This is a genomic window from Umezawaea sp. NPDC059074 (assembly GCF_042738955.1).
Classification (GTDB): Bacteria; Actinomycetota; Actinomycetes; order Mycobacteriales; family Pseudonocardiaceae; genus Umezawaea.
This window is the reverse complement of the sequence record NZ_JBHYHC010000012.1, coordinates 94,857-120,921: the sequence shown is the minus strand read 5'-3', so window position 1 is coordinate 120,921 and position 26,065 is coordinate 94,857. Positions and strand designations below refer to the sequence as shown.

Sequence of the window (26,065 nt, the reverse complement as noted above, 5' to 3'; positions counted from 1 at the left end):
CAGTCGGCCTGGTGCCCGAGACCACGTACTCGGACCTGCTGTCATGCATTGGGGGAGACGACGTTAACGTCCCGGTCGGTCCGAAGCGGACCGACCGGGACTTCTCGTTGGCGCTAGTGGAAGGAGACGGTCGCCGTGATGGAGCTGAACAGCTCGAACAGGGTGTCCGCCTCGGCGATGTTGGGGCTGGTGCCGGTGATCACCATCACCTCGGTGCGACCGGGGATGCGGATCAGGGTGTGCATGACGGCGCACCGGATCGGGACGTCGTCCATGACCACGTCCTGGATACCGTGCACCCGAGCCGCCGTGCCCACGCCGTCGAGCCGGACGGTGCTCACGCGCGTCCAGGTGTCCACGGCGGACTTGCCCTCGGTGAGGGCGCTCAACAGGTCGGCGTTGCCGGGCGGTGTGACCATCGCCGCGACCACGGTCGCGGTCAGCGGGCCGTCCTCGTAGATCTCGAACATCCCCGCGGCGTGCAGCACCCCGTTGCGCCGGGCGTGGCGGATCGAGCGGCGCACCGACTCGGTGAACAGCCCGGCCGACTCCTCGTCGACACCCCCCTCGACGCAGCCGTCCCACAGCAGCCGCGCGAGGGTGTTCTCCGCGGCCTCGTCCGCGACGGACAGGTCGTACCAGTCCTCCGGGATCGTCATCCGGAGCGAGCCGGTCGTGGTGCTCATCACTGTCCTCCACTGCTTTCCGTCAGGGCGTTGGCCGTCTGCTCGTCGGTGTTGCGGAACGCGTCCGCCGCCGTCCGGCTGGCGTCGCGCAGCGCGACCAGGTCCCGGCCCAGCACGAAACGCCCGTCGCCCCAGGACTTCTCGAAGTCCCGCGCGGCGTCCCGCATCCCCTTGTCCCCCATGGCGTCGACCATGCCGCCCATCGACCTGACCAGGCTGTCACCCATGAGCTGCTCGGTGCGCGACAACAGGTCCGCGACCCTGGTCAGCTCGTCGACGGGTACCCGGATCTCGCTCATCGCGCTCCCCACTCGTCGGACTCTCTCCAGTGGACTCACGGCTCCGGGCGCTGTCCGGTTCAGTCCGATTCGCACTGAACCGGATGGGCCTCCCGCTCGTGTCGTGTCAGGTCGAAGGAAAGACTTGAGGGAGAACGAGATGACCCGCCCCGCCGCTGGCGAATGGTTCGTTTTGGACGAGGACGACGATCCGGTGCCCGGTGATCCGGACGCGTTGGTCGCCCTCCGCGACGCCTACCGCGAGCTCGGTTCGGTGACGCAGGAAGCGTTCCAGCTGCTCAACGGCAGCGGGGACATCGACGGTGGCATCGGCAAGGCCATGGACGCGTACCGGGCGCTGTACGGCGAGGTGCCGAAGCGCCTCAACGACATGGCGAACGCCTACGGCCAGGCGGCGGACGCCTACGCCCGGTACATGCCCTCCCTGGAGGAGGCGCAGTCGATGTCGCTGACCGCGCTGGACCAGGCGCGCACGGCGAGCCAGGAGCAGAACTCGGCGGGCACGCTGGTCGCTTCGGTGGCCGCGGCCGTGGAACGGGTCAAGGCCTCGGCGGAGGGGACGGAGCCGTCCGAGGAGTCCCAGTCGGACCTGCGGGACGCGCAGAACCGGCAGGCCGCGGCCTCGCAGGCGCTCGACGGCGCGAAGTCCCTGCTGGGGCAGGCGATCGCGCTGCGCGACCAGGCCGCGTCCGTGGCGTCCAAGGTGCTCTACGAGATGGGCGACCTCGCGCCGCAGCGGTCGATCTGGGAGAAGATCGGCGACGCCTTCAAGGAGTTCTTCGACTTCCTGGTCAACGTCGTGGCCGACATCCTCACGATCGTGCTGGACGTGCTGTCCACCATCGCGGGGTTCATCTTCCCGCCGCTGGGCGCGGCCATCGGCCTGCTGTCGTCCGGCGTCGAGATCCTCGCGGCCGTGGTGAAGAACGACATGGTCGCGCTCGGCATGGCGGTCGGCGGCCTGGCGCTCAGCTTCGTGCCCGGCGGCAAGATCCTGAAGAACGTGCTCAAGTTCAGCACGAAGCTGACCGGGCCGATCAAGAACGGCGTCAAGGGCCTCACCAAGAACTTCGCGGGCGGCGCGGGCCGCAGCATCGACATCCCCATCCCGCCGCCCAAGGACATCACACCACCGGGCGGCACGCGCGGCCTCAACACCCCGCCGCGGCCGAACGCGCAGGCCAACGCGGACAAGGTCGTCGCGGGTGACCCGATCGACGTCTCCAGCGGCCGGATGCTGCTTCCACAGACCGACCTGCTCGTCGCGGGCGCCCTGCCGCTGGAGCTGAGCCGCACGCACGTGTCGTCGTTCCGGTCTGGCCGCTGGTTCGGCCCGTCCTGGTCGTCCACCGCGGACCAGCGGCTGGAGGTCGACGCGCAGGGGCTCACGTTCGTCGTGGAGGACGGCACGCTGCTCGCGTACCCGCACCCCGAGGACGGCGAGGTGCTGCCGGAGGAGGGCCCGAGGTGGCCGCTGAGCAGGGGAGCGGGCGGCGGGTACGTCGTGCGCCAACCCGGCAGGCAGCTGCGGTTCCTCCCGGTCGTCGACGGCCTCGTGCTGCCGATCGCGGCGATCCTCGACCACGAGGGCAACCAGGTCGAGTTCTCCTACGACGACGAGGGCGTTCCGGTCGGCGTGGCGCACTCCGGCGGCACGAGGGTGGCGGTGAGCACCGAGGACGGCCGGATCACCGCGTTGACCGCGACCGGACCGGACGGCGACCTCGCCCGTGTCGCCTACCGCTACGTGAGCGGCAACCTCGCCGAGGTCGTCGACGCCTCCGGCGGCACCACGAGGTTCCGGTACGGCTCGAACGACCGGATCGTGCGCTGGGACGACAGCAACGGCATGTGGTACGAGTACTTCTACGACGACCGGAACCGCTGCGTGCGCACCCGTGGCGCCGAGGGACTCCTGAGCTACCGCCTGGAGTACGGCAACCGCCGCACCACGGTCACCGACTCGGTCGGCCGCACCACCACCTACGACGTCAACGCGGCCTTCCAGGTCGTGCGCGAGACCAACGCCGACGGCGCTGTCGTCGAGTCGACGTGGGACCGCTACGACCGGCTGCTCACCCGCACCGACCCGCTGGGCAACGTCACCCGCTACGAGTACGACGCCGACGGTCACCTCGTGCTCGTCACGGGGCCGAACGGCGAGCGGAGCAGCGCGGAGTACCTGGAGTCCGGCCTGCCCGGCCGCTACGTGCTGGCAGACGGCGGCCAGTGGCTCTACGAGTACGACGAGGACGGCCGGGTGGTCGCGGAGACCGACCCGGCGGGCGCGCGCACGACGTACTCCTACGACGGGTACGTGACGACGACCGTGGACCCGCTGGGGCGGCGGACGAGCACCGAGCACGACGCGGCCGGGCTGCCGGTGCGGGTGGTCGACGCGCTCGGCGGGGAGACGCTGGTGGGCTACGACGCGCTCGGCAGGCCGACCGTGGTGACCGAGGCCACCGGCGAGACGACCCGGATCACCTGGAACGGCAGTGGAAAGCCCGCCGAGGTCGTATGGCCGAACGGTGCGCGCGAGGAGTTCTCGTACGACGGCGAGGGGAACCTCGTCCGCGCGGTGTCGGCGCGGGGTGCGGTGACGAGCGCGACCTACGGTCACTTCGACGTGCCGCTGAGCGTCGAGACGCCGACCGACGGGCGGATCGAGTACCGCTACGACACCGAGTCGCGGATGACCGGCGTGACGAACGCGCTGGGGCTGGAGTGGCTCTACCAGTACGGCACGTCCGGCGCGGTGGAGCGCGAGGTCGACTTCGACGGCCGGGAGCAGCGGTTCGTCTCCGACGCCGCGGGCCGCGTGGTCGAGCTGCACAACGCGTCCGGGCAGAGCGCGCACATCGAGTGGGACGCGCACGGCAGGCCGGTCTCGCGACGCACGGACGAGGGCGTGACGACGTTCGAGCACGACGCCATGGGCCGCGTCCTCCGGGCCACGTGGCCGGGCGGAGAGCTGTCTCGGACCTACGACGAACTGGGGCGGGTGCTGACCGAGACGGTGAACGGCCGCACGCTGACCAACTCCTACGACGCGGCTGGCCGCAGGACCGGTCGGTCCACGCCGTCCGGGGCCGAGAGCGCGTGGCACTACGGCTTCGGCGAGCAGCCGGAGGCGGTGGAGTTCGCCGGGCGCACCGCCCGGCTGGCGCACGACGCGCTGGGGCAGGAGACGCGGCGGACGGTCGGTTCCGTTGAGCTGGACCAGGAATGGGCGTCGGGTCGCTTGCGCGCGCAGCGCGTCAACGGGGCCGCGCGGGGGTACGAGTACCGCGAGGACGGCGTGCTGGTCGGGATCGCGGACTCCGTGCGCGGCGACCGCGAGTACGAGGTGGACGGTGCCGGGCGGGTCACGGCGGTGCGCGGTGACGTCGACGAGCGCTACTCCTACGACGAGGCCGGGTTGCTGACCGGGTCCGCGCTGGGCACGCACGTCTACGACGGCATGGACGTCCGGCAGGTCGGCGAGATCCGGTACGACCACGACGCCGACGGCCGGGTCGTGCGGCGGTCCGAGGGCGGTCGCGTCTGGCGGTTCCGCTGGGACGTGCTCGACCAGCTGACCGCGGTCGTCACGCCCGAGGGGGAGCACTGGCGCTACCTCTACGACCCGTTCGGCCGCCGGATCGCCAAGCACCGCGTGACGCCGGACGGCGTCGAGGTGCTCGACCGGGTCGAGTTCACCTGGGACGCCTCGGACCTGGTCGAACAGCGCCGCGGTGACGCCGTGACCGCGTGGGACGGGCACCACCAGGTCGAGCGCTCCGGCGACCAGCCGTGGTCCGCCGCGCGGTTCCGGGTCGTGGTGACCGACTTCGTCGGCACGCCGACGGAACTGGTCGAGGAGGACGGCACGGTGTCGTGGCGCGCCGAGCAGAGCCTGTGGGGTCTGGGGCCCGCCGGTGACACCCCGCTGCGCTTCCCCGGCCAGTACCACGACGAGGAGACCGGTCTGCACTACAACCGGTACCGCTACTACGATCCCGTGTCCGGCCGGTACGTGACGAAGGACCCGTTGGGCCTCGAACCCGCCGCGGACCCGCGCTCGTACGTGCTGAACCCGACGGGCTGGGTGGACCCGCTCGGTCTCGCGCCGTGCCCGGTCGCCGAGTTCAACAAGATCCACAACTCGCCCGAGGGCCCGTCGCTGATCTTCCGAGGCCCGGACCACAACCGGAAGTTCGACTTCCTCGGCAACAGCAAGTTCGCCGACAAGGTGCGGGACAAGATCCCGGCGCTCGGGCCGGGCGCCAACAAGCTCGACAAGCAGGCGTTCGACGGCATCAGCGGGCCGCACGTGCCGCCCGCGCGCAACGGCAAGGTCGTGTTCAACGAGGACGGGGCCACGCTGTCGGAGTTCAACAACGGCAACAGCCTGCTCACGATGAACGCCCGCGACCTCGCCCGCCGGGAGGGGCTCGACTTCAAGGGCAGCGCGGACGCGTTGGAGGCGCTGGGCCGCAGGGACCCGAAGACCAGGAAGTTCTTCGAGGCCCAGGATGTGAGGGACCGGCACGTCGCGAACCAGTCGGTCGAGCGCAACGCCGCCTTCGACCCGAACAAGCTCGACACCGGCGCCGTGGACAACGTCCTCGGCAGCACCAACGGCCGCATCGGCAACGTGAACGGGCTGCTCGGCCGGTTCGACGGGGTCGCGATCGGCGGCAGCCACGGGGCGGACAACCCGGTGTTCGACGTGCTGAAGAACAACATGGGGCAGCTGAAGGCCAACGGCGTCAACAAGGTCTTCATGGAGAGCCTGCGCAACGACGCCCACGGCGCGATGGTGAAGGACTTCCTGAAGACCGGGAACATGGACCCGAAGCTGGACCGGTTCCTCAAGCTGAACCCGAACAACCAGGAGGTGCGGCAGGTGCTGAACGAGGCGCGCACGCACGGCGTCGACGTGATCGGCATCGGCGGCAACCCCGCTCGCCGCGGTCCCGCTCCCGGTGACGACGGGCTCTTCCAGCGGCACGCCATGCTGAACTCGCTCGGCGCGGAGTCGGTGGAGTTCCACCAGCGGATGAACCCCGGCAAGTTCGTGATGGAGCTGGGCGGCAAGCACCTGGCGACGGTCGAGCGGACCGGTCCGCCGGTGAACGTCGGCGGCGTGAACCTGCCGAACAAGTCGACCGGGATCGGCGACCTGGTGGGGGTGCCGAGCCTGCTCGACGCCCCCGGCGGGTTCCGCAGGGTCGGCCCGCTGGACAGCATCCTCTGAGTGCGGTGGATCACACGGATCCGCTCCCGCTGAACCACCGGGGGAGCGGGTCCGTGTTCAGGGGGAACCACATCGGGAACGAGGCCTCAACTTGTCCACTTCGAAGTCGCTCCGCCTGGCACTCATGGTGCTCGCCGCCCTGCTCGTGGCCGCCCCGGCGCCCGCGCTGGCGCAGCCGGACGAACCAGTGCTGTACTACGACGTCCCGGCGGGCGGGTCGGTGACGCTGCTGGACATCGCGCGCACCACGCTGGGCAGCGCGCAGCGCTGGGTGGACATCGCCGCGATCAACCCCGACCTGGTGCGCGCGGACGGCAAGCCGGTGTCCGCGAACGACCGGCTGCCCGCGAACGCGGTGATCCTGCTGCCGCGCGGCGCCCGCTCCGACGACCCGGCGGTGGAGACGCGGTCCAAGGCCCCGAGCAGTCCTCCCATCACCGCCGTGGATCCGCCGGAGACGACCGTCCTCGGGATGCCCGTGGTCGTCGCGAGTTCGGTGGGCGGCGGCGCGCTGCTGCTCGTCGCCGGTGGCGCCACCTGGTTCCTGGTGGCGCGCAAGCGCCGCAAGCCGAAGTCCGTCGTCGCGCCCGTGTCGGCGTCGGACCCCAAGCCCCGGCTCCTGCTCGACCGCGCGTTGCGGCACCTCGTGGTCAGCGGTACCCCGCTGCCGCAGATCTACGGCGCCGTCGTGGGGCCCGACCGGGTGTCGCTGCGCCTGACCCCGCCGCAACCGCAGGTGGCGCACCCGTGGCGGACCCGCGAGGAGGGGGCCGTGTGGGAGGCCCCGACGTGGCAGCTCGACCCGACCACGCCGAACGTGCCGCCGCCGTTCCCGCTGCTGGTGTCCGTGGGCACGATCGGTGGCGAGTGGACGGCGGTGAACCTCGGCCGCGCACCCGGCCTGGTCGCGTTCACCGGGGAGGCGGACGACGCCGTGAAGGCCGCGGGCGTCCTGCTGGAACAGGTCGCGGTCGACCCCGGCGTGGTGATCACCGTGATCGGCAGGCTGCCCAAGACCCGGATCGCCCCCGGCCGCGTGCGGGTGGCGCAGTCGGTGGGTGAGCTGCTCGGCGGCGGCCGGCAGGAGCGAAACCCCGACGTGACCGGGATGCTGGACCGCGGCAGGCTGCCGGGGCGGAACCAGCCCGCTCGACTCCTCGTGCTCGTCAACGGTCCCGTGCCGGTCGCGGACCTGGAACGCCTCGCCGCGCTGGCGTCCTCACCGGACCCGACGAGCGCGGTGCTCGTGATCGGGGACGTGCCCACGGCGGCGTGGCGGTTCGGCGTCGCCCCGGACGGGGCGCTGGACGTCGGCGTGCTGGGTCTTGAACTGGACTCGGCGGCCACGAGCGAGGTCTGACCTGGACGCTTCCGGCGGGCGTCGGCGATGCTGTGGGCGTGGAGTACGTGTCCGGAGTGCCGCGACCGCCGCTGGACGGGCTGATCGACGACCTCTACTACCTGGAGGGCGCGCCGCCGTACCCCCGGCTGACGCTGCCGCCGATGCCGGGGGCGCTGCTCATCGTCAACCTCGGGGAGCCGTTCCGCATCCGCGCCGTCACCGACATCTCGACGGGGGAGTACGCCGACGGCTGCGTGATCAGCACACCCACCCGTGCGTTCGAGTTCGGCTATCCACAGTGGACCCGGTCCGTCGGCGCGCACGTGAAGCCGTGGGGGCTGGCGCCGTTCCTGCCGATGCCCGCGGCCGAGCTGCGCGACCGGCCGGTGGCGGTGGAGCAGGTGTGGGGCAGGGCCGCCGTCGCGTCGTTGCGGGACCGGCTGTCCTCGGCGTCCGGACCGCGCGAGATGCTGGCGCTGTTCGAGGAGGAACTGCTGCGGCGGCTGCGCGAGACCGCGGGCCTGGGCCTGGTGCGCCACACGAGCGGTGTCATCGCGGCGACCGGTGGCACGGTGGGGATCGGCGACCTGAGCGTGGCGGCCGGGGTCAGCGGGACGCACCTGGCCCGGCGGTTCAAGGACCTCGTCGGCGTCACGCCGAAACGACTGGCCCGCACCTACCGCTTCGCCGCCACCGTGTTCTCGATCGACCCCGCCGGACCGGTCGACTGGAGCGACCTCGCCGGCGGCGCGGGCTACTTCGACCAGGCCCACTTCGGCCACGAGTTCCGGTCGTTCACCGGGCTCACACCGACGAAGTACGTCGAAGTCCGACGGCGCTTCCTGCGTGAGCACCCCGGCCACGTGCTGGACGGCTGGCCGCTGCCCGTCGATTGATTTTCTACAAGAGCGTCGGCCAACGACCGGCTAATTTGGGGCACCCCAAGCAGAGGAGAGCCCGTGGGCACGGTGGTCATGTACAGCTCGGTGTCGGTGGACGGCTACATCGCGGACGAGACCGACCAGCCCGGACCGCTGTTCGACTGGTTGACCAACGGCGACGTCCCGTTGGACGAGAGCGGCGCTCTGACGGTGTCCCAGGCGTCCTACGACCACACCCGGCCGTACTGGGACCGGATCGGGGTGACGATCGTCGGCCGCCACGTCTTCGACCTCACCGACGGCTGGGACGGCAAGCCGCCGGGCGGCATCGACCACGTGGTCGTCGTGACCCACCGCCCGGCACCCGACGGCTGGAACTCCGAGGCGCCGTTCCACTTCGTCGACGGCGTTGAGGCGGCCGTGGCCAAGGCACAGGAACTCGCGGGCGACCGCGTGGTCGAGGTGGCCGCGGGCGACGTCGGCGGCCAGGTGTTGGCGGCGGGTCTGGTCGACGAGGTGCGCATGGACGTCGTGCCCGTGGTGTTCGGGTCGGGCAAGCGCTACTTCGGGTCGGTCGACGCGCAACACCTGTTGGAGGGGCCTGACACGGTGGTCCAGGGGAACCGGGTGCTCCACCTGAGCTACCGGGTGCGCCGGTGACCGAACGGTGAGCTAACCGCTGTCGGCGTCGACCGACGCGATCGTCCTGGTCGCTTTGTGATTCATACCTCTCGGTACGGAACCGGTCGCCCTGGTTCTATACCGTTAGGTACGTAATCCGAGCGAGGGGTTGAAGCCGTGAGTGACGTTGTGCGCATGTACCGCCAGGGCGAGGCGGAGGTCTTGAAGCTCGAGAGCGAGGACGTGGGTGAGCCGGGACCTGGGCAGGTTCGGCTTCGGCAGGAGGCCGTCGGGCTGAACTTCGTGGACACATACTTCCGGAACGGGACGTTTCCGGTTCGGCCTCTGCCCGCGGTGATCGGGGTCGAGGCGGTGGGGACGGTGGACGCGGTCGGGCCGGGTGTCACCCAGTTCTCGATTGGTCAGCGGGTTGGGTACTACTTCTCGCCCGGTGCTTACCGGGCGGTTCGGCTGGTCGCGGAGGCGCAGCTCGTTCCCGTGCCCGACGACGTTCCGGCCGACGTCGCCGCGTCCGTGCTGGCGAAGGGGCTCACGGCGTGGGGGCGGGTGCGGCGTGTTCACCCCGTCGGGCGGGGGACCCTGGCCGTGGTCACCGGGGCCACGGGTGGTGTCGGGTCGTTGCTGGCCTCCTGGGCGTCGGACCTCGGGGCGAAGGTCATCGCCGTGGTGTCCCGTCCCGAGCAGGTCGCGACGCTCAACGCGCTGGGGCTGGGGCACGTCGCCGTGGCGGGCACGGGTGACCTGGCGCGGTTGGTGGCGCGGGAGGGTCGGCCGGTGGACGTCGTGTTCGACCAGGTCGGGCAGGCGGTCTTCGACGACGTCGCCGGTGTGGTGACCAAGGGGAGCACGCTCGACCTGGTGGGGAGCGCGTCCGGGGAGATCGACCCTTCCCGGCTCGCGGGTGTGCGCGTCACCCGATCCTCGACGGGGGAGCACCTGGCCGGTCGCGAGGTGCTGCTCGGTGCCGCCGAGGAGGTGTTCGGCGCGCTGCGCAACGGGGTGTTCGGCGTGCGCGAGGTGCGCGGCTATCCGCTCGCGGACGTGGTGCGGGCCCATCGGGACGTCGAGTCTCGGTCCGCGGGCCCGGCTCCGGTGCTCATCCCCTGAACACCCCCTGGATCGCGAGGTCGACCACGCGGTGCAGCTTCTCGGCCGGGACGCCGTCGTTGGCCCGGACCGCGATCCCCTCGCTGACGCCCGCCACCAGCAGCGCCAGCGTCTCCGGGTCGGAGGTCATCGTCGGATCGCCTTCGGTCGCGGCGCGCTCGAACCGCTCGCGGATGAAGTCGAGGGCGTTGGCGCGCTGCTGGGCGACGTAGTCGCGCACCGGCCGGTTCTCCGGCGAGCACTTGCCGACGCCCTGGACGACGAGGCAGCCGTGCGGGTGCCGGTCGCTCGTGACCACGTCGACGGTGCGGTGCAGGAAGGTCGCGGCGGCCTCGTGCGCGGTGGGCAGCTCGAAGGCCTCCATCTCCCACGCGGGGCCGGTGGCGATGTACCGCTGCACCGCCTTCTCGAACAACTGGCGCTTGTCGCCGAACGCGGCGTACATCGAGGGCTTGTTGATGCCCATGGCCTCGGTCAGCTGCACCAGTGACGAGCCCTCGTAGCCGTGTTCCCAGAACACGTCGACCGCGCGGTCGAGTGCGGTGTCGACGTCGAATTCGCGTGGCCTCGGCATAGCCCCAATTGTACCTCGCGGTATGGAACGTGCCATGATTGTTCAGTACCGGTCGGTACGAAACTGAGGAAGGCAGCACCATGGGAACGTTCGACAACAAGGTCGTCCTGGTCACCGGCGGTTCACGCGGCATCGGCGCCGCCATCGCGCTCCGACTCGCCCGTGAGGGCGCCGACGTCGCCATCACCTACACCTCGGCCGAGGACGCGGCGAACACCGTCGCGAAGGAGATCGCCGGTCTCGGGCGCCGGGCACTGGTCGTGCGGGCGGACCAGGCCGACCCGGCGGCGGTCGACGCCGCCGTCCGCCAGGTCGTCGACGAGCTGGGCGGGCTCGACGTCCTGGTGAACAGCGCGGGCGTCACCCACACCGGCCCGGTCGGGCCCGACGGCCTCGACCTGGAGACGTCCGACCGGCAGATCGACGTCAACTACCGGGGCGTGCGCAACGCGGTCCGCTCGGCCTCGGCCGTCATGGCGGACCACGGGCGGATCATCAACATCTCGACGTCCACGGCCACCGGCTCGATCATGTTCTCCGGGTTCGCGGAGTACTCGGCGACCAAGGCGGCCGTCACCGTCTACTCCAAGGGCGCCGCCCGCGACCTGGGGGCGCGGGGGATCACCGTCAACGTGGTCCAGCCAGGCCCGATCACCACCGACATGAACCCCGACGAGGGCGACCTCGCCGACCTGCTCAAGGCCCGCGGCGCACTCGGCCGCTACGGCACGACCGAGGAGGTCGCCGCGCTGGTGGCGTTCCTGGCCGGTCCGGAGGCCGGCTACATCACCGGCACGACCTTCAACATCGACGGCGGACTCGCGGCGTGACCGCGGGCCCTCGTCCCACGTCGGACGAGGCCCGAGGTCGGCGATCCCACCCACCTCACGGAGGAAGCACCACCATGCGCGCGACCATCCTGTACGGCGCGGGCGACGTCCGCGTCGAGAACGTCCCGGACTCCGTCGTCGAACTGCCCACCGACGCCCTCGTGCGGGTCACCGCCTCCTGCGTCTGCGGGACCGACCTGCACCCCTTCGGCTCGATGAGGCCCGAGGACGGTCCCGTCCGGATGGGCCACGAGTTCATCGGCGTCGTCGAGGACACCGGGTCGGAGGTGGTCACGGTCAAGCGCGGCGACCTCGTCGTCGTCCCGTTCGCCATCTCCGACAACACCTGCGAGTTCTGCCGGGAAGGCCTCCACTCCTCCTGCGCCCACCCGCAGGCGGGCTTCTGGGACGCCCAAGCGGTGGAGGGCGGCCAGTCCGAGGCGGTCCGCGTGCCCCTCGCCGACGGCACCCTCGTGAAGCTCCCCGTCGCGGCGGACTCCGCGCTCATCCCGTCCCTGCTGACGCTCTCGGACGTCTTCGGCACCGGCTACCACGCGGCCGTGGCGGGAGGCGTGACCGAGCGCACCCGCGTCACCGTGATCGGCGACGGCGCGGTCGGCCTGCTCGCCGTCCTGTCGGCCAAGAGGCTCGGCGCGGAGCAGATCGTCCTCATGGGACGTCACCGGGCCCGCACCGACCTCGGTCGCGAGTTCGGCGCCACCGACGTCGTGGCCGCCCGTGGTGCCGAAGGCGTCGAGGCCGTTCGCGAGCTGACGGGAGGGCACGGCACCCACGTCGTGGTGGACGCGGTCGGCCATCGGCTCGCCTACGAGCAGGCCCTCGGCGTCGTCCGGCGCGGCGGCGTCATCAGCCGCGTCGGCGTCCCGCAGTACGAGGAGGCCCCGATCGGCTTCGGCAGCCTCTTCCGCCACAACCTCCGCCTGGCGGGCGGTCCCGCCCCGACCCGCGCCTACATCGAGGAGCTGATGCCCGACATCCTCGACGGCGTCGTCGAGCCGGGGAAGGTCTTCGACACCACCACCGACTTCGACGGCGTTCCGGCCGCGTACCAGGCCATGGCCGACCGCACGAGCCTGAAGGTCCTCATCAAGCCGTGACCGGTTGTCGGGTCGAGTCCACCAGCGCCGTCACGGCCGGGTGCTCCTCGCGGTCCGCGGGGCCGGTGAGGACGAGGTTGCGGGCCACGCGGCCGGTCAGCGGCACCAGCACCAGGTCGGACGGCAGCATCGACGCGACCAGTCCGGGCACGATCGACACGCCGACGCCCGCGCGGACCATGGCGAGCAGGGTGCCCAGTTCGCGCACGCGGTGACGTGGGGTGAACGGGTGGCCCGCGTGGGCCTGGCGGACGTACTTCTCGCAGCAGCCGCAGGACAGCAGGAACGGGTCGTCGGCCAGCTCGGTCACGTCGACCCGTGGTTGGGCGGCGAGCGGGTGGTCGGTGCGGAGCAGGGCGTGGAAGGCGTCCTCGCGGATCGGGGAGCCCGTGCCCGGTGGCGGGTCGACCAGGACGGCGAGGTCGACCGTTCCGCCCGCCAGCCACTCGGCGACCTCGTCGTCCTCGCCCTCGAACACCCGGACCCGCACGTTCGGGAACTCCGCCTGCCACCGGGCCAGCAGGTCCGGCAGCAGGCCCTGGCACACGCTCGGCGGCGCGCCGAGGCGGACGGTGCCCCGCACGCCGCCGTGCCTGCGTTCGGCCAGGTCGGTGATCGCCGCGGCCGAGGCCACGGTGGCGCGGGCGTGTGCCAGGACCTCCTCGCCGAACGCGGTGGGCGCGGTCCGGCCACGCCGGGACAGCACGGCGTGGCCGAGCGTGCGTTCGAGCGCGGCGACGGCGTGCGAGACGGCGGACTGGGTGAGGCCGAGGGCGTCGGCGGCGGCGCCGAACCCGCCTTCGTCGACCACGGCGAGGAAGGCGCGCAGCTGGGCGAGGTTCAGGGTCATGAGCGCCTCTCATGTCGGACTTGTGAGTACTTGTTGGACTCATGATGCCCGTCGGGGTGATGCTCACGCCGTGAGGTCGACTGGGAAGTTCGTGCTGCTGTCCGCGATCTGGGGCGGCAGCTTCGCGCTGATCAAGGTGGCGGTGGACGCGGGCGTGCCGCCGGTGCAGGTCGCGCTGGCCCGGTGCCTGTTCGGGGCGCTGGCGCTGTGGGTCATCTGCTTCGCGCAGCGCGCGACCGTGCCGCGCGACCCGCGCACGTGGGGGCACGCGGCGGTGGTCGCGGTGCTGCTCAACTCGGTGCCGTTCACGCTGCTGGCGTTCGGCGAGTCCAAGGTGGACTCGGTGCTGGCCGGCGTGCTGAACGCGACGACGCCGTTGACGACGCTGGCGTTCGCACTGCTGGTCGTGCCGGGGGAGCGGGTGACGCGCACGCGGCTGGCGGGGCTGCTGCTCGGGTTCGCCGGGGTGCTGGTGCTGCTGGGGGTGTGGCGCGGGCTGGACGGCGACGTGCTGGCGGGCGGGCTGGCCTGCCTGGGCGCCACCACGTGCTACGGCGCGGGGTTCGCCTACACGCGGCGGTTCTTCTCCGGCGGGGCGCACCGGGCGAGCGCGCTGTCCGCCGTGCAGATCACCTGCGCCACCGTCCAACTGGGACTCCTCGCCCCGGTCCTCTCCGGACCGCCGGTGTGGCCCGGCGCGGGGGCGCTGGTGGCGTTGCTGGTGCTGGGCGCGGCGGGCACGGGGTACGCGTACGTGCTCAACCTCGAGCTGATCCGGGAGGCGGGGCCCACGGTCGCGGCCACGGTCACCTACGTGACGCCGCTGTGGTCGACCGCGCTGGGTGTGCTGCTGCTGGCCGAACCCGTGGGGTGGAACACCTTCGCGGGCGGGGCGGTGGTGATCGGCGGAATCCTGCTCACCCGACGAGGTCAGGGCGCGACGACCGGGAGGCCGGTGCCCGAACTCCCGGTCGCCCGTGGTCAGGCGGGCTGCAACGACGCCGGGTAGAGCCAGTTGCCGGGCGTGTCCCGCGCCGGGTTGGTGTAGTAGTCCTTCACGGCCACGACGTACTCCTGCACGCTGATCGCGCCGTCGCCGTCGGTGTCGAGGTGCGTGAACGCCAGCCCGCACTCGGCCTCGCTCAACCCGCGCGCCCTCAACAGCACCGAGAACTCGGACGCGTCGACCCGCCCGTCCCCGTTCGTGTCCGCGATGTCCAGCAACGACTTCGCGATCTCGGGGAACACCAGGTCGAACGCCCCGCCGTCGACGAACGCCTCGGTCATCGCCCGCTGGTACTCCCGCGGCGAGATCCGACCGTCCCGATCGGCGTCGCAGTGCTCCACCAGGACGTCCCAGAACCCGTCGTACGCCTCGACCAGTTCCCGCCCGCGCTCGGAGGAGGCGGGCTCACCGAACGCCTGGAGCAGCCGTTCGGCCAGCGCGTAGAAGTCGGCGAGCTCGATGAGGCCGTTGCCGTTGACGTCGTAGTGGGCGAACGTCGTGTCGATCCTGTCCTGTAGCACCTGCGTCATGGACAGGCACTGTGGTTCGCCCCGCTGCCCCGCGCAACCCGCGTAGCCCACTCAGGTGGTGTTGTTCAGCCGGTTCAGCCATCGCGCCGAGCCGTCGGGCGAACCGCCTGCCCGCGGCCGTCGAGCATCCGTGGTTCCCTGGCCGCCAGTTCCGCCAGCAGCACCAGCGCCGCCGCGGACGACGATCCCGGAACGGCGTTGAACACCACCAGCCGCTGCCCGTCGTCGTCCGGCAGGGTCAGCAGCTCGTCGGACAGGGTGAGGTCGCCGACGACCGGGTGGTGGAACGTCCGGTCGTGGAAGGCGCAGCGCCGCACGGGGTGCGCCGCCCACAGCGCGCGGAACTCGGGGCTCTGCACCGACAGCTCGCCCACGAGTTCGGCGATCCTGGCGTCGTCGGGACGCGCGCCCGCAGTGAGCCGGAGGTCCGCCACGGTGTTCTTCGCCTTCTCCGGCCAGTCGGCGAACAGCTCGCGCGTGTTCGGGTCGAGGAAGAACAGCCTGGTCCAGTTGGGACGGTCGGCGCGGTGCGGCGCGTCGAAGGGCAGGTGCCCCGCGAGCAGGGCGTGTCCGAGCCGGTTCCACGTCAGCACGTCGCCGAACCGCCCGAGGACGATCGCGGGCACGCCTCCGAGGGCGTCGACCAGGAGCCGCACGCTCTCGCGCAGGCGTTCGGGCCTGGCCCGCGCGGGAGCCGTCCGCACGGTGCGGGTCAGGCTGCGGAGGTGGGTCCGCTCGTCCGGCGCCAGCCGCAGGGCGGCGGCGAGCGAGTCCAGCACCGAATCGGACACGGTGGAGCGGTGCCCCTGCTCCAGCCTCGTGTAGTAGCCGACGCTGATCCCGGCCAGCTGGGCCAGTTCCTCGCGCCGCAGCCCGGTGACCCGCCTGCGGTCGTACGCGGGCACCCCGACGTCCTCGGGCTTGGTCCGCGCCCGCCTGGACCGGAGGAACTCGCCGAGTTCCGATCGCTGAGCCATGCCCCCAGCATGCCCGTGCCCGCGCGGCCCTGCCTGCCTCTGGCAGGTGTACCTCCGGCCGGGGCTGGGGAGCGGCCGGTCGTGCTGCGAGGGTGGTGGTCGACGATCGTGGGGGAGTGGGAAGTGCGTGACGTGATGCGGGCCGTCGTGGCCAAGCGGTACGGCGGGCCGGAGGTCCTGGAACTGGCGGACGTCCCCTGGCCCCGGCGTCTGCCGGGCGAGGCGCTCATCCGGGTGCTCGCCGCGGGGACCAACCCGGTCGACGCGGAGTGCCGTGCGGGCAACGCGAAAGCCTGGTTCGACGACGGCCCGTACGTGTGGGGCTGGGACGTGTCCGGCGTCGTGGTGGAGGTGGGCGAGGACTCGAGCGGCCTGCGGCCGGGCGACGAGGTCTTCGGGATGCCGAGGTTCCCCGCGCTCGCGGGCGGGTACGCCGAGTACGTCACCTCCCCGGTCGGCCAGGTGGCGGTGAAACCGCGAGGTGTGGACCACGTCTCCGCCGCCGCGCTCCCGCTGTGCGGGCTCACCGCCGCGCAGACGCTCGACCGGCTCGACGTCGGACGGGGCGACCGCGTGCTGGTCAACGGCGCGGCGGGCGGTGTCGGGCACCTCGCGGTGCAGTTGGCGGCCGCTCGGGGCGCGCGGGTGATCGCGGTGGCGCGGCGGGTGAACCACGACTTCCTGCTCGGGATCGGCGCGGCCGAGGTGCTGGACTACACGACCGACGACGTCGTGGCGTCGATCGGCCCGGTCGACGCCGTGGTCGACTGCGTCGGCCGGGACGAGTTGATCGTCTTGGTGCGGCCGGGGGGCGTGTTCGCCAGGGTGCCGGACGCCGCGGGAGGCGCGACCTCCCTGGAGGACGTGGCCGCCAGGCGCGGCGTGCGCGTCGTCCGCCACGTCGTCGAACCGGACGGCGTCGGGCTGTCCCGGCTCGCCCGCCACGTCGACGACGGGGAGCTGACGGTCGACGTGGGAGAGGCGTTGCCCTTGGGCAGCGCGGTGGAGGCCCACGAACGGCTGGATCGGGGGATCAGCCGGGGCAAGGTCGTGCTCACGGTGGTGTGAGAGTTCGACCCGTCGGAGAGGAGAAGCGGTGCGAGTAGTGGTGATCGGTGCGTCGGGCACGATCGGCGGCGCGGTGGCGGCGGCGTTGGAACCGCGGCACGAGGTCGTGCGCGCGTCCCGTAGCGCTGCCGTCGTGGTGGACGTCGGGGACCCCGCGTCGATCGACCGGATGTTCGCCCTCGTCGGGGAGGTGGACGCCGTGGTGTGCGCCGCGGCGCACGCGCGCCCGGCCGCGCTGACCGACGTGCGCTTCGCGGAAGCGCTGCGGGACAAGCTGATCGGTCAGGCGACCCTGGTGTCGCGGTCGATCGCGCACCTGCGTGACGGCGGCTCGGTCACGGTGACCGCGGGCACCTTCACCCGACCCTCGCCGGGCAACGCCGTCGGCGTGCTGGTGAACGAGGGCCTCCAGTGGTTCGTCCGCGCGGCCGCGGCGGACCTGCCCAGGGGAATCCGCGTCAACATGGTCAGTCCGGGATGGGTGCGGGAGACCCTGGTGGCGATGGGGTCCGCCGACCTGTCCGGCACGCCCGCGCGGGACGTGGCGCGCTCCTACGTCGAGTGCGTCGAAGGCACGTTCACCGGCCGGAACCTCGTTCCGGCCGGTGCGGCCCCGTCGGTGACCTACGGCGTGGGGCCGGAGTCCGGCACACCCTCGTAGTCGGGCAGGTCGACGCCGTTGATCGCGCGACCGACCAACTCCATGAACCAGTCGCCCGTGAAGTCGGGGAGCGGTTCGGCGTCCGGGGTCGGGAGGTCGCGGGTGCGGGCGTTGAGCCTGCCGATCTCCTGGTTGGCCTCGACGAACGAGCGCATCCGCTCCTCGTAGCGGGCGAAGCCGACCTCGGGGTTCCACTCGGCGGCGGCCAGTTCGCCTGCCAGGACGTACGCGCCGACCAGCGCCAGGCCGGTGCCCTGGCCGGACATCGGCGACGAGCTGAACGCCGCGTCCCCGAGCAGCCCCACGCGTCCGGTGGACCAGCGGTCCATCACCACTTGGGCGACCTGGTCGAGGTAGAAGTCCGGGGTGTCGTCCAGGTGCGCGAGGATCTCCGGGGTCAGCCAGCCCAGGCCGTCCATCCGCTTGCGCAGCAGGTCCTTCTGCGCCTCGATGTCGCGGTAGTCGACGTCGAAGTCGGGCGCGGCGAAGTAGAACATCGCCATCGCGCGGGTGGCGTCCTGGATCGGCCGCAGGAGGGCCGAGCGGCCGGTCTCCTGGTGCTCCAGCAGCCAGCGGTCCAAGCCGAACTCGTTGGGCACGCTGTAGAAGGCCAGCACGTGCCCGAGGTGGCGCAGGAACCGCTCGTGCGGCCCGAAGACCATCGCCCGCAGCGCCGAGTGCAGCCCGTCCGCCCCGATCACCAGGTCGAAGCGCCGCCGGCCCCCGCCCGCGAAGACCACGTCCACGCCGTCCGCGTCCTGCGCCAGCTCGGCGATCCGGTCGCCGAACAGGTACTCGACGCCGTCACGGGTGTCGTCGTGGAGCACGCGGGACAGGTCCCCGCGCAGGATCTCGATGTCCGCGATGAACCCGTCGCCACCGTCGTCGTCGGCGCGGAACGTCTCCAGCACGGTCCCGTCCGCGTCCACGGTGTGCGCGCCCGCGGTGTCGGTGCACGCCGCCCGCACCGCCGCGTCCAGCCCCATGCGCGCGATGACCTCCTTGGCCACGCCGCGCGCGTCCACCGCCTGCCCGCCGGGACGCAACTCGGGCGCCCGCTCCACCACGGTCACCTCGGCCCCGCGCCGACGCAGCCAGTGGGCCAGCGCGGGCCCCGCGATGCTCGCCCCCGCCACCAACACCCTGATGCCGCTCACCGCGTCCCCCTGTTCACCCGTTCGGACCACGGTCGGATCGTACGGCGCTCCGACCGGCGAACTCGCTCAGGACGCGCGATGAGTCCTGGCCCGGTCCGAGGTCTTCAGACCCGTACACGTTCCGCGGTTGGAGGCAGCTGTGAAGCTCTTGCTCACGTCAGGCGGGGTCACGAACCCGAGCATCCACGCGGCACTCGTGGAGCTCCTCGGCAAGCCGATCTCCGAGTGCCACGCCCTCTGCGTCCCGACGGCCCAGTGGGGTCACCCGCTGTGCGGACCGGCGTCGGTGCGCGGCTTCGTGGCCGCCGAGCCGAGGTGGCAGCACTTCTCCGGCTTGGGCTGGGCGTCGCTCGGCGTCCTCGAACTCACCGCGCTGCCCACCATCGGCGCGCAGCGGTGGGTTCCGTGGGTCCGGGAGGCGGACGTGCTGCTGGTCGACGGCGGCGACGCGACGTACCTGTGCCACTGGATGCGCGAGTCCGGGATGGCGGACCTGCTGCCGTCGCTGCCCGACACGGTCTGGGTGGGCGTGAGCGCGGGGAGCATGGTGCTGACGCCCCGGATCGGCTCGTACTTCGTCGAATGGCCGTCCGCGCCGGACGACCGCACCCTCGGGGTCGTCGACTTCTCGATCTTCCCGCACCTGGACGCCTTCCCCACCAACACCCTCGCCCACGCGGAACGGTGGGCCGCCGACCTCGACGTCCCGGCCTACGCCATCGACGAGCAGACGGCCATCAAGGTCGTCGACGGCTCCGTCGAGGTGATCTCCGAAGGGCGCTGGACGACGTTGCACCCCTAGCCGGTGCCTGGGATCAACGGTCGAGGACTTGCGCGAGGAGCATCGTGGCCGGGCCGAAGCCCGCTCGCTGGTGGAAGCGCACGGAGCGTTCGCTCGGTGACAGGACGACGCGGGCGCAGTCGAGGGCACGTGCGTGCGCGACGGCCGCGTCGAGCAGAGCGGTCCCGATGCCGCGGTTGCGGTGGTCGGCGAGCACGAACGCGTTGCCGAGGTAAGCCCACCGACTGGCTGATCGTCCCGGTTTGGGCATCCGGTCGAACAGGGCGAGGTTCATCATGCCGATGGCCTTGCCGCCGAGTTCGGCGACGAACGCCGCTCGACGTGGCGCCTCTGCCGCGTACCACTGGGCGAAGCACTCCTCGAAGTCGTCGTCACCGAGCGGATGTCCCGCCTGTTCCTCCGACCATTCCCGCCGCAGCGCCGCCAACGCCGCGGTGTCGTGCTCGCCGGCCTCTCGGATCGACACGGTGCGCGAAGACGTCATGGCCCGATCCTCCTGGGACGGGTTCCTCATCGCCACCGTAAATGCCTCGTGCGTCATCACGTCGCTGTCCGGGCCGCTGCACGCCACCTACGAACCCGCGGTGCGACGACGGGACCGGTTCTGGCCAGAGTGTCCTCCCGTCACGTGCCGGTGGTGGGTGCCAGGAGTTCGGTGGTCGCGTCCCACAGGCGCTGTTCCCGATCGCGGTCGTGGGCGACCGGCTGGACCTCGGTCAGCTTGGTCTTCACCACGAACGCGCCGTCACGGAGGTGTGCCCACCGCTCGTCGAGGGCCATCGCGGCCAGCAGCGGGCCCGAGCGTTGCGGCGTCGAGACGCCGGGGAACCGGCCCAACGCACGGCTCATCGCCTGGAATGCCTTGGGAGCGCCGCGACCCAGCGCGGTGCCGGGCATCCAGCCCGGCTCGAACACCGAGACCGTGACGCCCTCGCCTGCGCGACGCTGAAGCTCGTGGGCGTAGTAGAGGATCGCCAGCTTGGCGTTGGAGTAGGCGACGCCGGAAGCGGTCATGCCGGGCGCCTGATCGCCGGTGGCCGGTCGGGCGAGGTCGACCGGGTCGGCCCACTCGGCCGCGGGCACGTGCAGCAGCTTGCGCCAGACGTTGGCGTGGTAGGTGTTCGAGCCGATCAGCACGACCCGCGCGGGGGCGGTGAACGAGCCGCGCAGGTCACCGATCAGCTGGGCGTGGGCGAGGTAGTTGACGGCGAAGGTCAGCTCGTAGCCGTCGGCCGACGCCTGCCGGGTGTCGACCGACATGGCACCCGCGTTGGCGACCAGCGCGCGCAGCGGACGGACCGCGCCCTCCGCGAGCAGCGTGCGCGTGGCGGCAGCGGCGGCGCGGACGTCGGCCAAGCGGGACAGGTCGCAGCCGATCTCGTGGACGCGAGCGCCGAGCGCACGGGCCTCGTCGGCGACCGCGGTCAGGTCGCGGCCCGACCGGCCGACGAGCAGCAGGTCGGGTCGCTGATGCGCAGGGCGGCCTGCCATGGCCAGGACGGCGTGGCGGCCCAGGTTGCGGGTCGGTCCGGTGATGAGGACGGTTCCGGGTTCGGTCATGGCTCCAGCCTGCGGACACGACCCCGTCGCAGCCAGTCGTCCGGTTTTCGTAGGACTGCCAGGACCAGGACAACCGGTGCGGACTCGTCCATAGTGGACCGCGTGGAGACGTGGGAGTTCGGCCGGACGGTGCGCCGCTGGCGCGACCGAGTGGCGCCCGAGGCCGTCGGCGTCCCGGCGGGCCGCCGACGCCGGGCCAGCGGGCTGCGCCGCGAGGAACTGGCCGCGCTCGCCGGGATCTCGGCCGACTACCTGACCCGCCTGGAACAGGGACGCGCGACCGCGCCGTTGACGCAGGTCGTCGAGTCGCTGGCCCGCGCGCTGCGCCTGGCCGACGCCGAACGGGACCTGCTCTACCAGCTGGCCGGGCACGCCGCGCCCGGCCCGGACGTCGTGCCGTCGCGGATCCCCCCGAGCGTGCAGCGGCTGCTCGACCGGCTGTCGCACACCCCGGTCGTGGTCTACGACGCCAGTTGGACGCTCGTGCTGGCCAACGCGCCGTACCACGCGCTCATGGGCGACACGAGCAGCTGGCACGGCCTGGAACGCAACGCCGTCTGGCGCAACGTCACCGGCCTGCCCTCGCGAGTCGTGCACACTCCGCAAGAACAGGCCGATCACGAGGCGCGGCTCGTGGCCGACCTGCGGATGACGGCGTCGCGCTACCCGGCCGACCGCGCACTGCGGCGCTTGGTCGCCGACCTGGCCGCGGGCAGCCCGCGGTTCGCCGAGCTGTGGGACGCCGAGGCCCCACCGCCCCTGGCCGATCCGTCGCGGCGCAAGACCGTCGACCACCCGGCGGTCGGCCTGATCACCCTCGACTGCGACACGCTGCTCGTCGCCCTCGACGACCTGCGCGTCAGCGTCTACACCGCCGAACCCGGCACCGAGGACGCCGACCGCCTGGCCCTCGCCGCCGTCGTCGGCACCCAGTCGCTTCAGCCCTGAACCCGAACGCCCGCCGACGGGGGAGTGGTCTCGGCTGCGAGGAAGGGCGTCAGGAGGTCGAGCAGTTCACGCGGCCGGTCCAGCGGGATGATGTGGCCGCAGTCCGGGATGACGTGCCCGGTGAGGTCGTCGGTGATGGGGCGCAGCTGCCGTTCGAGCGCGGAGCCGACCGGGTGGGAGCCGATCGCCAGCGTGGGCACGGTGAGCCTGGCGTCGTCGAGTTGGCGGGCGGTGGTGGGCAGTGCGCGGTAGTACGAGAAGGCGCAGCGCAGGGCGTCCGGGCCGGTGTAGGCGTCGAGGAACGCGGCGCGGACGTCCGGTGGCACGCCTTGGCCGCGGGTGCCCGCCTTGAGGAACCAGTCGACGTACTGCGCCTCGTGGCCGAGCAGCACGGTTTCGGCGAGGCCGGGGACGGCGTGGAAGCCGAACCACCAGGGCGGACCTGCGGCGAGGAAGTCCTCGGCACCGGGCAGCGAGCCGAGCAGCGCTTCCATGACGACCAGCCGTCGCACGCGGTCGGGGTGGCGCAGGGCGAGCAGGACGGCGACCGGGGTGCCCGCGTCGATGGCGACCACGGCGGCGGTGGGTTCGTCGAGGGCGTCGAGGAGGCCGGCGATGTCGTCGGCCAGGGTGCCCGCGTCGTAGCCGTCCGGGGCGCGGGTGCTGCCGCCGAAGCCGCGGAGGTCCGGGGCGATGACCCGGTGGTGGGCGGACAGCGGACCGATGACCTCGCTCCAGAGCCGCCACGTGTGCGGGAAGCCGTGCAGCAGCACGACCGCGGGCCCGGTGCCCGCCGTGGCGACGGTGAGGTGGACGCCGTTGGTGGCGATCCGGTGCAGCTCCGGCGACGTGGACACAGTGCCTCCTGGTTACCATTGGTTACCACGAAACCGTAGGAAACCGCGGTGGTGGTGCCAAGACGGCACTTCGTCGACAGGTGGTGAGGTCAAGGTGACCACTCGGTCCACGGGCGATCTGTTCGATCCCCGGTGCCCGACGCGGCAACTGCTGGACCGGATCGGCACGAAGTGGACGTCGATGGCGGTCAAGGTGCTCGCCGAGGCCGCACCGGGCGAGGTCCGGTTCGCCGAGCTGCGGCGGCGGATCCCCGGCGTCTCCCAGAAGATGCTGTCGGTGACCCTGCACAGCCTGGTCCGCGACGGCCTGGTCGCCCGTCGGGTCGAACCGACCGTGCCACCACGGGTGCACTACGGCCTCACGGACCTGGGTCTGTCACTGGAAGTCCCGCTGGCGGCGTTGCGGGCCTGGGCCGAGGAGCACATGGCCGAGATCGACCGCTCAAACGCCGATGCGGGGGTTTCCGGGTTCGACGCGTGACGGGGTGAATCGCCCGACAGCTCGTCGATGTGCCTGGTGACGCGGCTAGTCCGGCGACGCGGGCCCACCGTCGACCTGTGCTCCCCGGATCCCCGTCCGTCTGCTGTGGACGGTTGGCGGCGTCGGTGAGTCGGGTGCCGCTCAGGTCACCTTGATGACGACCTTGCCCGCGGCGTGGCCGTTCTCGACGGTGGCGAGGGCGGTCGGGGCGTCGGTGAGCGGATGGATCGCGGTGATCACGGGTGCCAGGACTCCGGTGAGGGCCAGTTGGGCCGAGCGTTCCAGGTTCTCGCGGTCGAGGCGGCGGTCGACGAAACGCCCGCCGAGGTCGGACACCGACGCGTCTCCCACGGAGATGACGGTGCGGGGATCCCTGGCCAGTGGGGCGACCGTCCGCAGCGAGGTGCCCCCGACCAGGTCGACGATCCCGTCGAAGCCGTCCGGGACCAGGGCGCGTGCCGCGGTGGTGACGTCCTCGGCGGTGTAGTCGAGGAACCGCACCCCGACGGCTTCGGCGTGCTCGCGCTTGGCGGCGCTCCCGGTGCCGATCACCCGCAGCCCACGGCTGGCGGCAAGCCGGGCCACGGCGAGGCCGACCCCGCCGCCGACCCCGTTGACCAGGAACGCGGCACCGGTCGGGAGGTCGAGTTGGTCGAGCGCGTCCACCGCGGTCGTCCCGGCCACCGGCAGCGTCGCCGCCACGGTCGTGGACAGGCCCGCCGGGACGCGTGCGGTGTTCGAAGCGGACAGCACCGTCGTCTCGGCGTAGGCGCCGCCACCGGTGAGCGCGAAACCGAAGACCGCGTCACCCACCTCCAGCCCGTCGACGTCCTCGCCCAAGGCCAGAACGGTGCCCGCCGCCTCCATGCCCAGCACGCGGGGGAACGGCCGCCCGCCGTCCAGACCGGGGACCAGGCCCGAGCGCACGAGGTGGTCGAGGGGGTTCACGCCCGCGACCTCGACTCGGATCAGCACCTCGCCACGACCCGGAACGGGATCGGGACGGTCGAAGAACTCCTGCACCTCGGGCCCGCCGTGCTCGCCGAAACCCCACGCCTGCGCCATCTTCCGCCGCCTCCTGGCTGACCGACCCGGTGGTTCCGGGCCCTGCGGCCATCCTCACCCTTCACACCGGTGTCAAAGGCAAGCGGCTGAGGCGCGGGTCACAACGTCAGGCCGACCGCGCCACCGACAGCGTCGCCCGGTGCAGGCTGTTGGCCTTGAACAGCACGTCGAGCGCGTCCCGTTCCTCGACCAGGCGCGCGATGTCGGCGTTGATCCGCTCACGCTCGCGCGTCATCGCCGTGAACGTCTCCTCGGCGACGTCCAGGTCGTCGGGCATGTCGACGCACGGCAGCACGGTCGCGATCACCCGGCTGGACAGGCCCGCGTCGAACAGCTGCCGGATGAGTGCCACGCGCTGGACCTCGGCATCGGAGTAGTGGCGCTGCCCCGCGTCGGAGCGCGAACTGGTCAGCAGCCCCTGCTCCTCGTAGTACCGCAGTGAACGCGGACTCACGCCCGTGCGCTTGGACAGCTCGCCGATCCGCATTCCTCGAGCCTACGTCCGCCAGCGCCGAGTCAGGTGCCAGCAGAGCACGTACAGCGCGAGTGCCAGGCCGGTGCCTTGAACGCCTCCGATCAGCGCCAGGCGCACCCAGTCGTAGGTGCTGGCGTCGCTCACCGGGTCGGTGAGGGCGATGCCCGCGCCCGCGGCCGTCGTGACCGCGATTCCGACGAGCACCCACCGGTGGGTCTTGCCCGGCAGAGTCGGCCAGTGTTGGCCGTGGTCGTATGGGGCGCGGCGGTACCAGCGCCAGGCGAGCACGCCGAGGAGCAGGAGGCCTCCGAGCGAGGACGCGTAGCCGATCACGTTGTACAGGCGGTGCGGGCCCACGACGGAAAGCCTGAGCAGCGGCCACTGCCGTACCGCGGCACCGTAGCTCTGGGTGACGGCGTCCCAGGCGATGTGGGTCGCGGCGCCCGCGATCACCGATCCGAGTGTGGTGACGCGGAGCCGCCACGTGGTGAGTCGGGTTGCCGGATTCGGTGGTGCGACACGGGTGCGCCACCCGTCGGAGGACAGGGCCAGGAGCGGGGCGAGGACGAGGTGGCCCACGACCAGCAGTGCGATGCCGAGCAGGAGGTCGATCCCCACCAGGCCGATGAGCGAGTGGGTGGCGTCCGCGCCGCCGGGCACGGGGAGGTAGTAGGCGATGTCGGGTACCACTGAACCCGCCACGAGTCCGGGGAACCAGAGGAACCTCCGCAACGGGAGCACGGCCGCCGGGTGGGCGAAGGTGAACGGCACGCTGGTGACTCCCGTTGCTGGTCAGGTGATCCATGGCCCACGGGAACGGAACGCGGTCCCCGGAAGTGCTGTGGAATCAGCCTTTTCGGCGAATTCCGGTGAAGCTCCGGCGCGGTCGCGCCGTTCGTGGGATGGT

At 72.0% G+C, this 26,065-nt stretch carries 26 protein-coding genes; 13 read left to right on the top strand and 13 right to left on the bottom strand.

Features of this window, described 5'->3' with window-relative positions:
* Positions 1–113: 113 nt before the first annotated feature.
* On the bottom strand, positions 114–686 hold the full coding sequence (locus tag ACFWW9_RS09060; RefSeq protein WP_390373616.1) for a hypothetical protein: 573 nt from the start codon (positions 684–686) through the stop codon (positions 114–116).
* Positions 686–985, bottom strand: a complete 300-nt coding sequence (locus ACFWW9_RS09055; protein ID WP_390373613.1) for a hypothetical protein — start codon at positions 983–985, stop codon at positions 686–688. The genes ACFWW9_RS09060 and ACFWW9_RS09055 overlap by 1 nt, the downstream gene beginning before the upstream one ends.
* A 172-nt stretch (positions 986–1,157) precedes the next feature.
* Between ACFWW9_RS09055 and ACFWW9_RS09050 the strand changes: the two genes are divergently transcribed.
* The 5 genes from ACFWW9_RS09050 to ACFWW9_RS09030 all read left to right on the top strand — a co-directional run bounded on the left by ACFWW9_RS09050 (position 1,158) and on the right by ACFWW9_RS09030 (position 10,199).
* Positions 1,158–6,227, top strand: coding sequence for an RHS repeat-associated core domain-containing protein (locus tag ACFWW9_RS09050; protein WP_390373611.1), 5,070 nt, complete (start codon positions 1,158–1,160; stop codon positions 6,225–6,227).
* Positions 6,228–6,318: 91 nt separating this feature from the next.
* Entirely contained in the window at positions 6,319–7,587 is a 1,269-nt protein-coding gene (locus ACFWW9_RS09045) for a hypothetical protein (protein WP_390373608.1), read from the top strand.
* 56 nt (positions 7,588–7,643) lie between these two features.
* Positions 7,644–8,465 (top strand): helix-turn-helix domain-containing protein, encoded by an 822-nt coding sequence (locus tag ACFWW9_RS09040; RefSeq protein ID WP_390373622.1) that lies wholly within the window; start codon positions 7,644–7,646, stop codon positions 8,463–8,465.
* A 63-nt stretch (positions 8,466–8,528) separates the two neighbouring features.
* Positions 8,529–9,110 carry a dihydrofolate reductase family protein gene (locus ACFWW9_RS09035; protein ID WP_390373605.1) on the top strand — a complete coding sequence of 194 codons (582 nt, stop codon included), beginning with the start codon at positions 8,529–8,531 and terminating at the stop codon, positions 9,108–9,110.
* Positions 9,111–9,248: 138 nt separating this feature from the next.
* Positions 9,249–10,199, top strand: a complete 951-nt coding sequence (locus ACFWW9_RS09030) for an alcohol dehydrogenase catalytic domain-containing protein (protein WP_390373603.1) — start codon at positions 9,249–9,251, stop codon at positions 10,197–10,199.
* Here ACFWW9_RS09030 and ACFWW9_RS09025 read toward each other — a convergent pair.
* Positions 10,189–10,773: a TetR/AcrR family transcriptional regulator gene (locus ACFWW9_RS09025; protein ID WP_390373600.1), complete on the bottom strand. Its 585-nt coding sequence runs from the start codon at positions 10,771–10,773 to the stop codon at positions 10,189–10,191. The genes ACFWW9_RS09030 and ACFWW9_RS09025 overlap by 11 nt on opposite strands.
* A gap of 80 nt (positions 10,774–10,853) precedes the next feature.
* Here ACFWW9_RS09025 and ACFWW9_RS09020 point away from each other — a divergent pair, with 80 nt between their 5' ends.
* Positions 10,854–11,603: an SDR family oxidoreductase gene (locus tag ACFWW9_RS09020; RefSeq protein WP_390373597.1), complete on the top strand. Its 750-nt coding sequence runs from the start codon at positions 10,854–10,856 to the stop codon at positions 11,601–11,603.
* A gap of 74 nt (positions 11,604–11,677) precedes the next feature.
* Positions 11,678–12,721: a zinc-binding dehydrogenase gene (locus ACFWW9_RS09015; protein ID WP_390373595.1), complete on the top strand. Its 1,044-nt coding sequence runs from the start codon at positions 11,678–11,680 to the stop codon at positions 12,719–12,721.
* Here the strand turns inward: ACFWW9_RS09015 and ACFWW9_RS09010 are convergent.
* The gene (locus ACFWW9_RS09010; RefSeq protein ID WP_390373592.1) at positions 12,711–13,571 is read right to left on the bottom strand and encodes a LysR family transcriptional regulator; all 861 of its coding nucleotides are present in this window, start codon (positions 13,569–13,571) and stop codon (positions 12,711–12,713) included. The genes ACFWW9_RS09015 and ACFWW9_RS09010 overlap by 11 nt on opposite strands.
* A 70-nt stretch (positions 13,572–13,641) precedes the next feature.
* Here ACFWW9_RS09010 and ACFWW9_RS09005 point away from each other — a divergent pair, with 70 nt between their 5' ends.
* Positions 13,642–14,580, top strand: a complete 939-nt coding sequence (locus tag ACFWW9_RS09005; protein WP_390373589.1) for a DMT family transporter — start codon at positions 13,642–13,644, stop codon at positions 14,578–14,580.
* On the opposite strand, the gene ACFWW9_RS09000 is transcribed toward ACFWW9_RS09005, so the two are convergent.
* Together ACFWW9_RS09000 and ACFWW9_RS08995 are read right to left on the bottom strand one after the other, a co-directional pair.
* Positions 14,553–15,107, bottom strand: coding sequence for an EF-hand domain-containing protein (locus ACFWW9_RS09000; protein ID WP_390373587.1), 555 nt, complete (start codon positions 15,105–15,107; stop codon positions 14,553–14,555). The genes ACFWW9_RS09005 and ACFWW9_RS09000 overlap by 28 nt on opposite strands.
* Positions 15,108–15,181: 74 nt before the next feature.
* Complete coding sequence (locus ACFWW9_RS08995; RefSeq protein WP_390373584.1) at positions 15,182–16,084, bottom strand: helix-turn-helix domain-containing protein; 903 nt, start codon at positions 16,082–16,084, stop codon at positions 15,182–15,184.
* 123 nt (positions 16,085–16,207) lie between these two features.
* Here ACFWW9_RS08995 and ACFWW9_RS08990 point away from each other — a divergent pair, with 123 nt between their 5' ends.
* Together ACFWW9_RS08990 and ACFWW9_RS08985 are read left to right on the top strand one after the other, a co-directional pair.
* Entirely contained in the window at positions 16,208–17,152 is a 945-nt protein-coding gene (locus ACFWW9_RS08990; protein ID WP_390373581.1) for an NADP-dependent oxidoreductase, read from the top strand.
* A 28-nt stretch (positions 17,153–17,180) separates the two neighbouring features.
* Positions 17,181–17,813 carry a short chain dehydrogenase gene (locus tag ACFWW9_RS08985; protein ID WP_390373578.1) on the top strand — a complete coding sequence of 211 codons (633 nt, stop codon included), beginning with the start codon at positions 17,181–17,183 and terminating at the stop codon, positions 17,811–17,813.
* Here the strand turns inward: ACFWW9_RS08985 and ACFWW9_RS08980 are convergent.
* Positions 17,777–18,970, bottom strand: a complete 1,194-nt coding sequence (locus tag ACFWW9_RS08980) for an FAD-dependent monooxygenase (RefSeq protein ID WP_390373619.1) — start codon at positions 18,968–18,970, stop codon at positions 17,777–17,779. The two genes, ACFWW9_RS08985 and ACFWW9_RS08980, sit on opposite strands and share 37 nt — an antisense overlap.
* 139 nt (positions 18,971–19,109) lie before the next feature.
* Between ACFWW9_RS08980 and ACFWW9_RS08975 the strand changes: the two genes are divergently transcribed.
* The gene (locus ACFWW9_RS08975; protein ID WP_390373576.1) at positions 19,110–19,772 is read left to right on the top strand and encodes a Type 1 glutamine amidotransferase-like domain-containing protein; all 663 of its coding nucleotides are present in this window, start codon (positions 19,110–19,112) and stop codon (positions 19,770–19,772) included.
* A 13-nt stretch (positions 19,773–19,785) separates the two neighbouring features.
* Here ACFWW9_RS08975 and ACFWW9_RS08970 read toward each other — a convergent pair whose 3' ends face one another.
* On the bottom strand, positions 19,786–20,256 hold the full coding sequence (locus ACFWW9_RS08970; RefSeq protein ID WP_390373573.1) for a GNAT family N-acetyltransferase: 471 nt from the start codon (positions 20,254–20,256) through the stop codon (positions 19,786–19,788).
* A gap of 140 nt (positions 20,257–20,396) precedes the next feature.
* Positions 20,397–21,332: an SDR family NAD(P)-dependent oxidoreductase gene (locus ACFWW9_RS08965; RefSeq protein WP_390373570.1), complete on the bottom strand. Its 936-nt coding sequence runs from the start codon at positions 21,330–21,332 to the stop codon at positions 20,397–20,399.
* A 102-nt stretch (positions 21,333–21,434) separates the two neighbouring features.
* Between ACFWW9_RS08965 and ACFWW9_RS08960 the strand changes: the two genes are divergently transcribed.
* A complete protein-coding gene (locus tag ACFWW9_RS08960) occupies positions 21,435–22,280 on the top strand; it encodes a helix-turn-helix transcriptional regulator (RefSeq protein WP_390373567.1) in 846 nt (281 codons plus the stop codon).
* On the opposite strand, the gene ACFWW9_RS08955 is transcribed toward ACFWW9_RS08960, so the two are convergent.
* The gene (locus ACFWW9_RS08955) at positions 22,271–23,137 is read right to left on the bottom strand and encodes an alpha/beta fold hydrolase (RefSeq protein WP_390373565.1); all 867 of its coding nucleotides are present in this window, start codon (positions 23,135–23,137) and stop codon (positions 22,271–22,273) included. The two genes, ACFWW9_RS08960 and ACFWW9_RS08955, sit on opposite strands and share 10 nt — an antisense overlap.
* Positions 23,138–23,231: 94 nt before the next feature.
* Here ACFWW9_RS08955 and ACFWW9_RS08950 point away from each other — a divergent pair, with 94 nt between their 5' ends.
* Entirely contained in the window at positions 23,232–23,618 is a 387-nt protein-coding gene (locus ACFWW9_RS08950) for a winged helix-turn-helix transcriptional regulator (RefSeq protein ID WP_390373563.1), read from the top strand.
* 141 nt (positions 23,619–23,759) lie between these two features.
* Here the strand turns inward: ACFWW9_RS08950 and ACFWW9_RS08945 are convergent, their stop codons facing one another.
* The 3 genes from ACFWW9_RS08945 to ACFWW9_RS08935 form a co-directional block, all read right to left on the bottom strand.
* Complete coding sequence (locus ACFWW9_RS08945; protein WP_390373561.1) at positions 23,760–24,683, bottom strand: zinc-binding alcohol dehydrogenase family protein; 924 nt, start codon at positions 24,681–24,683, stop codon at positions 23,760–23,762.
* A 106-nt stretch (positions 24,684–24,789) separates the two neighbouring features.
* Positions 24,790–25,170 (bottom strand): MerR family transcriptional regulator, encoded by a 381-nt coding sequence (locus ACFWW9_RS08940; protein ID WP_390373558.1) that lies wholly within the window; start codon positions 25,168–25,170, stop codon positions 24,790–24,792.
* A gap of 9 nt (positions 25,171–25,179) precedes the next feature.
* The gene (locus ACFWW9_RS08935) at positions 25,180–25,929 is read right to left on the bottom strand and encodes a DUF4184 family protein (protein WP_390373555.1); all 750 of its coding nucleotides are present in this window, start codon (positions 25,927–25,929) and stop codon (positions 25,180–25,182) included.
* Between the last annotated feature and the right edge of the window lie 136 nt (positions 25,930–26,065).

Bases quoted from the DNA above. Each gene is read 5' to 3' on its own strand.
- ACFWW9_RS09055 (WP_390373613.1), bottom strand. From the start codon at position 985: ATGAGCGAGATCCGGGTACCCGTCGACGAGCTGACCAGGGTCGCGGAC.
- ACFWW9_RS09020 (WP_390373597.1), top strand. From the start codon at position 10,854: ATGGGAACGTTCGACAACAAGGTCGTCCTGGTCACCGGCGGTTCACGC.
- ACFWW9_RS08995 (WP_390373584.1), bottom strand. From the start codon at position 16,084: ATGGCTCAGCGATCGGAACTCGGCGAGTTCCTCCGGTCCAGGCGGGCG.
- ACFWW9_RS09015 (WP_390373595.1), top strand. From the start codon at position 11,678: ATGCGCGCGACCATCCTGTACGGCGCGGGCGACGTCCGCGTCGAGAAC.
- ACFWW9_RS08965 (WP_390373570.1), bottom strand. From the start codon at position 21,332: ATGACCGAACCCGGAACCGTCCTCATCACCGGACCGACCCGCAACCTG.
- ACFWW9_RS09060 (WP_390373616.1), bottom strand. From the start codon at position 686: ATGAGCACCACGACCGGCTCGCTCCGGATGACGATCCCGGAGGACTGG.
- ACFWW9_RS08970 (WP_390373573.1), bottom strand. From the start codon at position 20,256: ATGACGTCTTCGCGCACCGTGTCGATCCGAGAGGCCGGCGAGCACGAC.
- ACFWW9_RS08945 (WP_390373561.1), bottom strand. From the start codon at position 24,683: ATGGCGCAGGCGTGGGGTTTCGGCGAGCACGGCGGGCCCGAGGTGCAG.
- ACFWW9_RS09010 (WP_390373592.1), bottom strand. From the start codon at position 13,571: ATGACCCTGAACCTCGCCCAGCTGCGCGCCTTCCTCGCCGTGGTCGAC.
- ACFWW9_RS09025 (WP_390373600.1), bottom strand. From the start codon at position 10,773: ATGCCGAGGCCACGCGAATTCGACGTCGACACCGCACTCGACCGCGCG.
- ACFWW9_RS08940 (WP_390373558.1), bottom strand. From the start codon at position 25,170: ATGCGGATCGGCGAGCTGTCCAAGCGCACGGGCGTGAGTCCGCGTTCA.
- ACFWW9_RS09000 (WP_390373587.1), bottom strand. From the start codon at position 15,107: ATGACGCAGGTGCTACAGGACAGGATCGACACGACGTTCGCCCACTAC.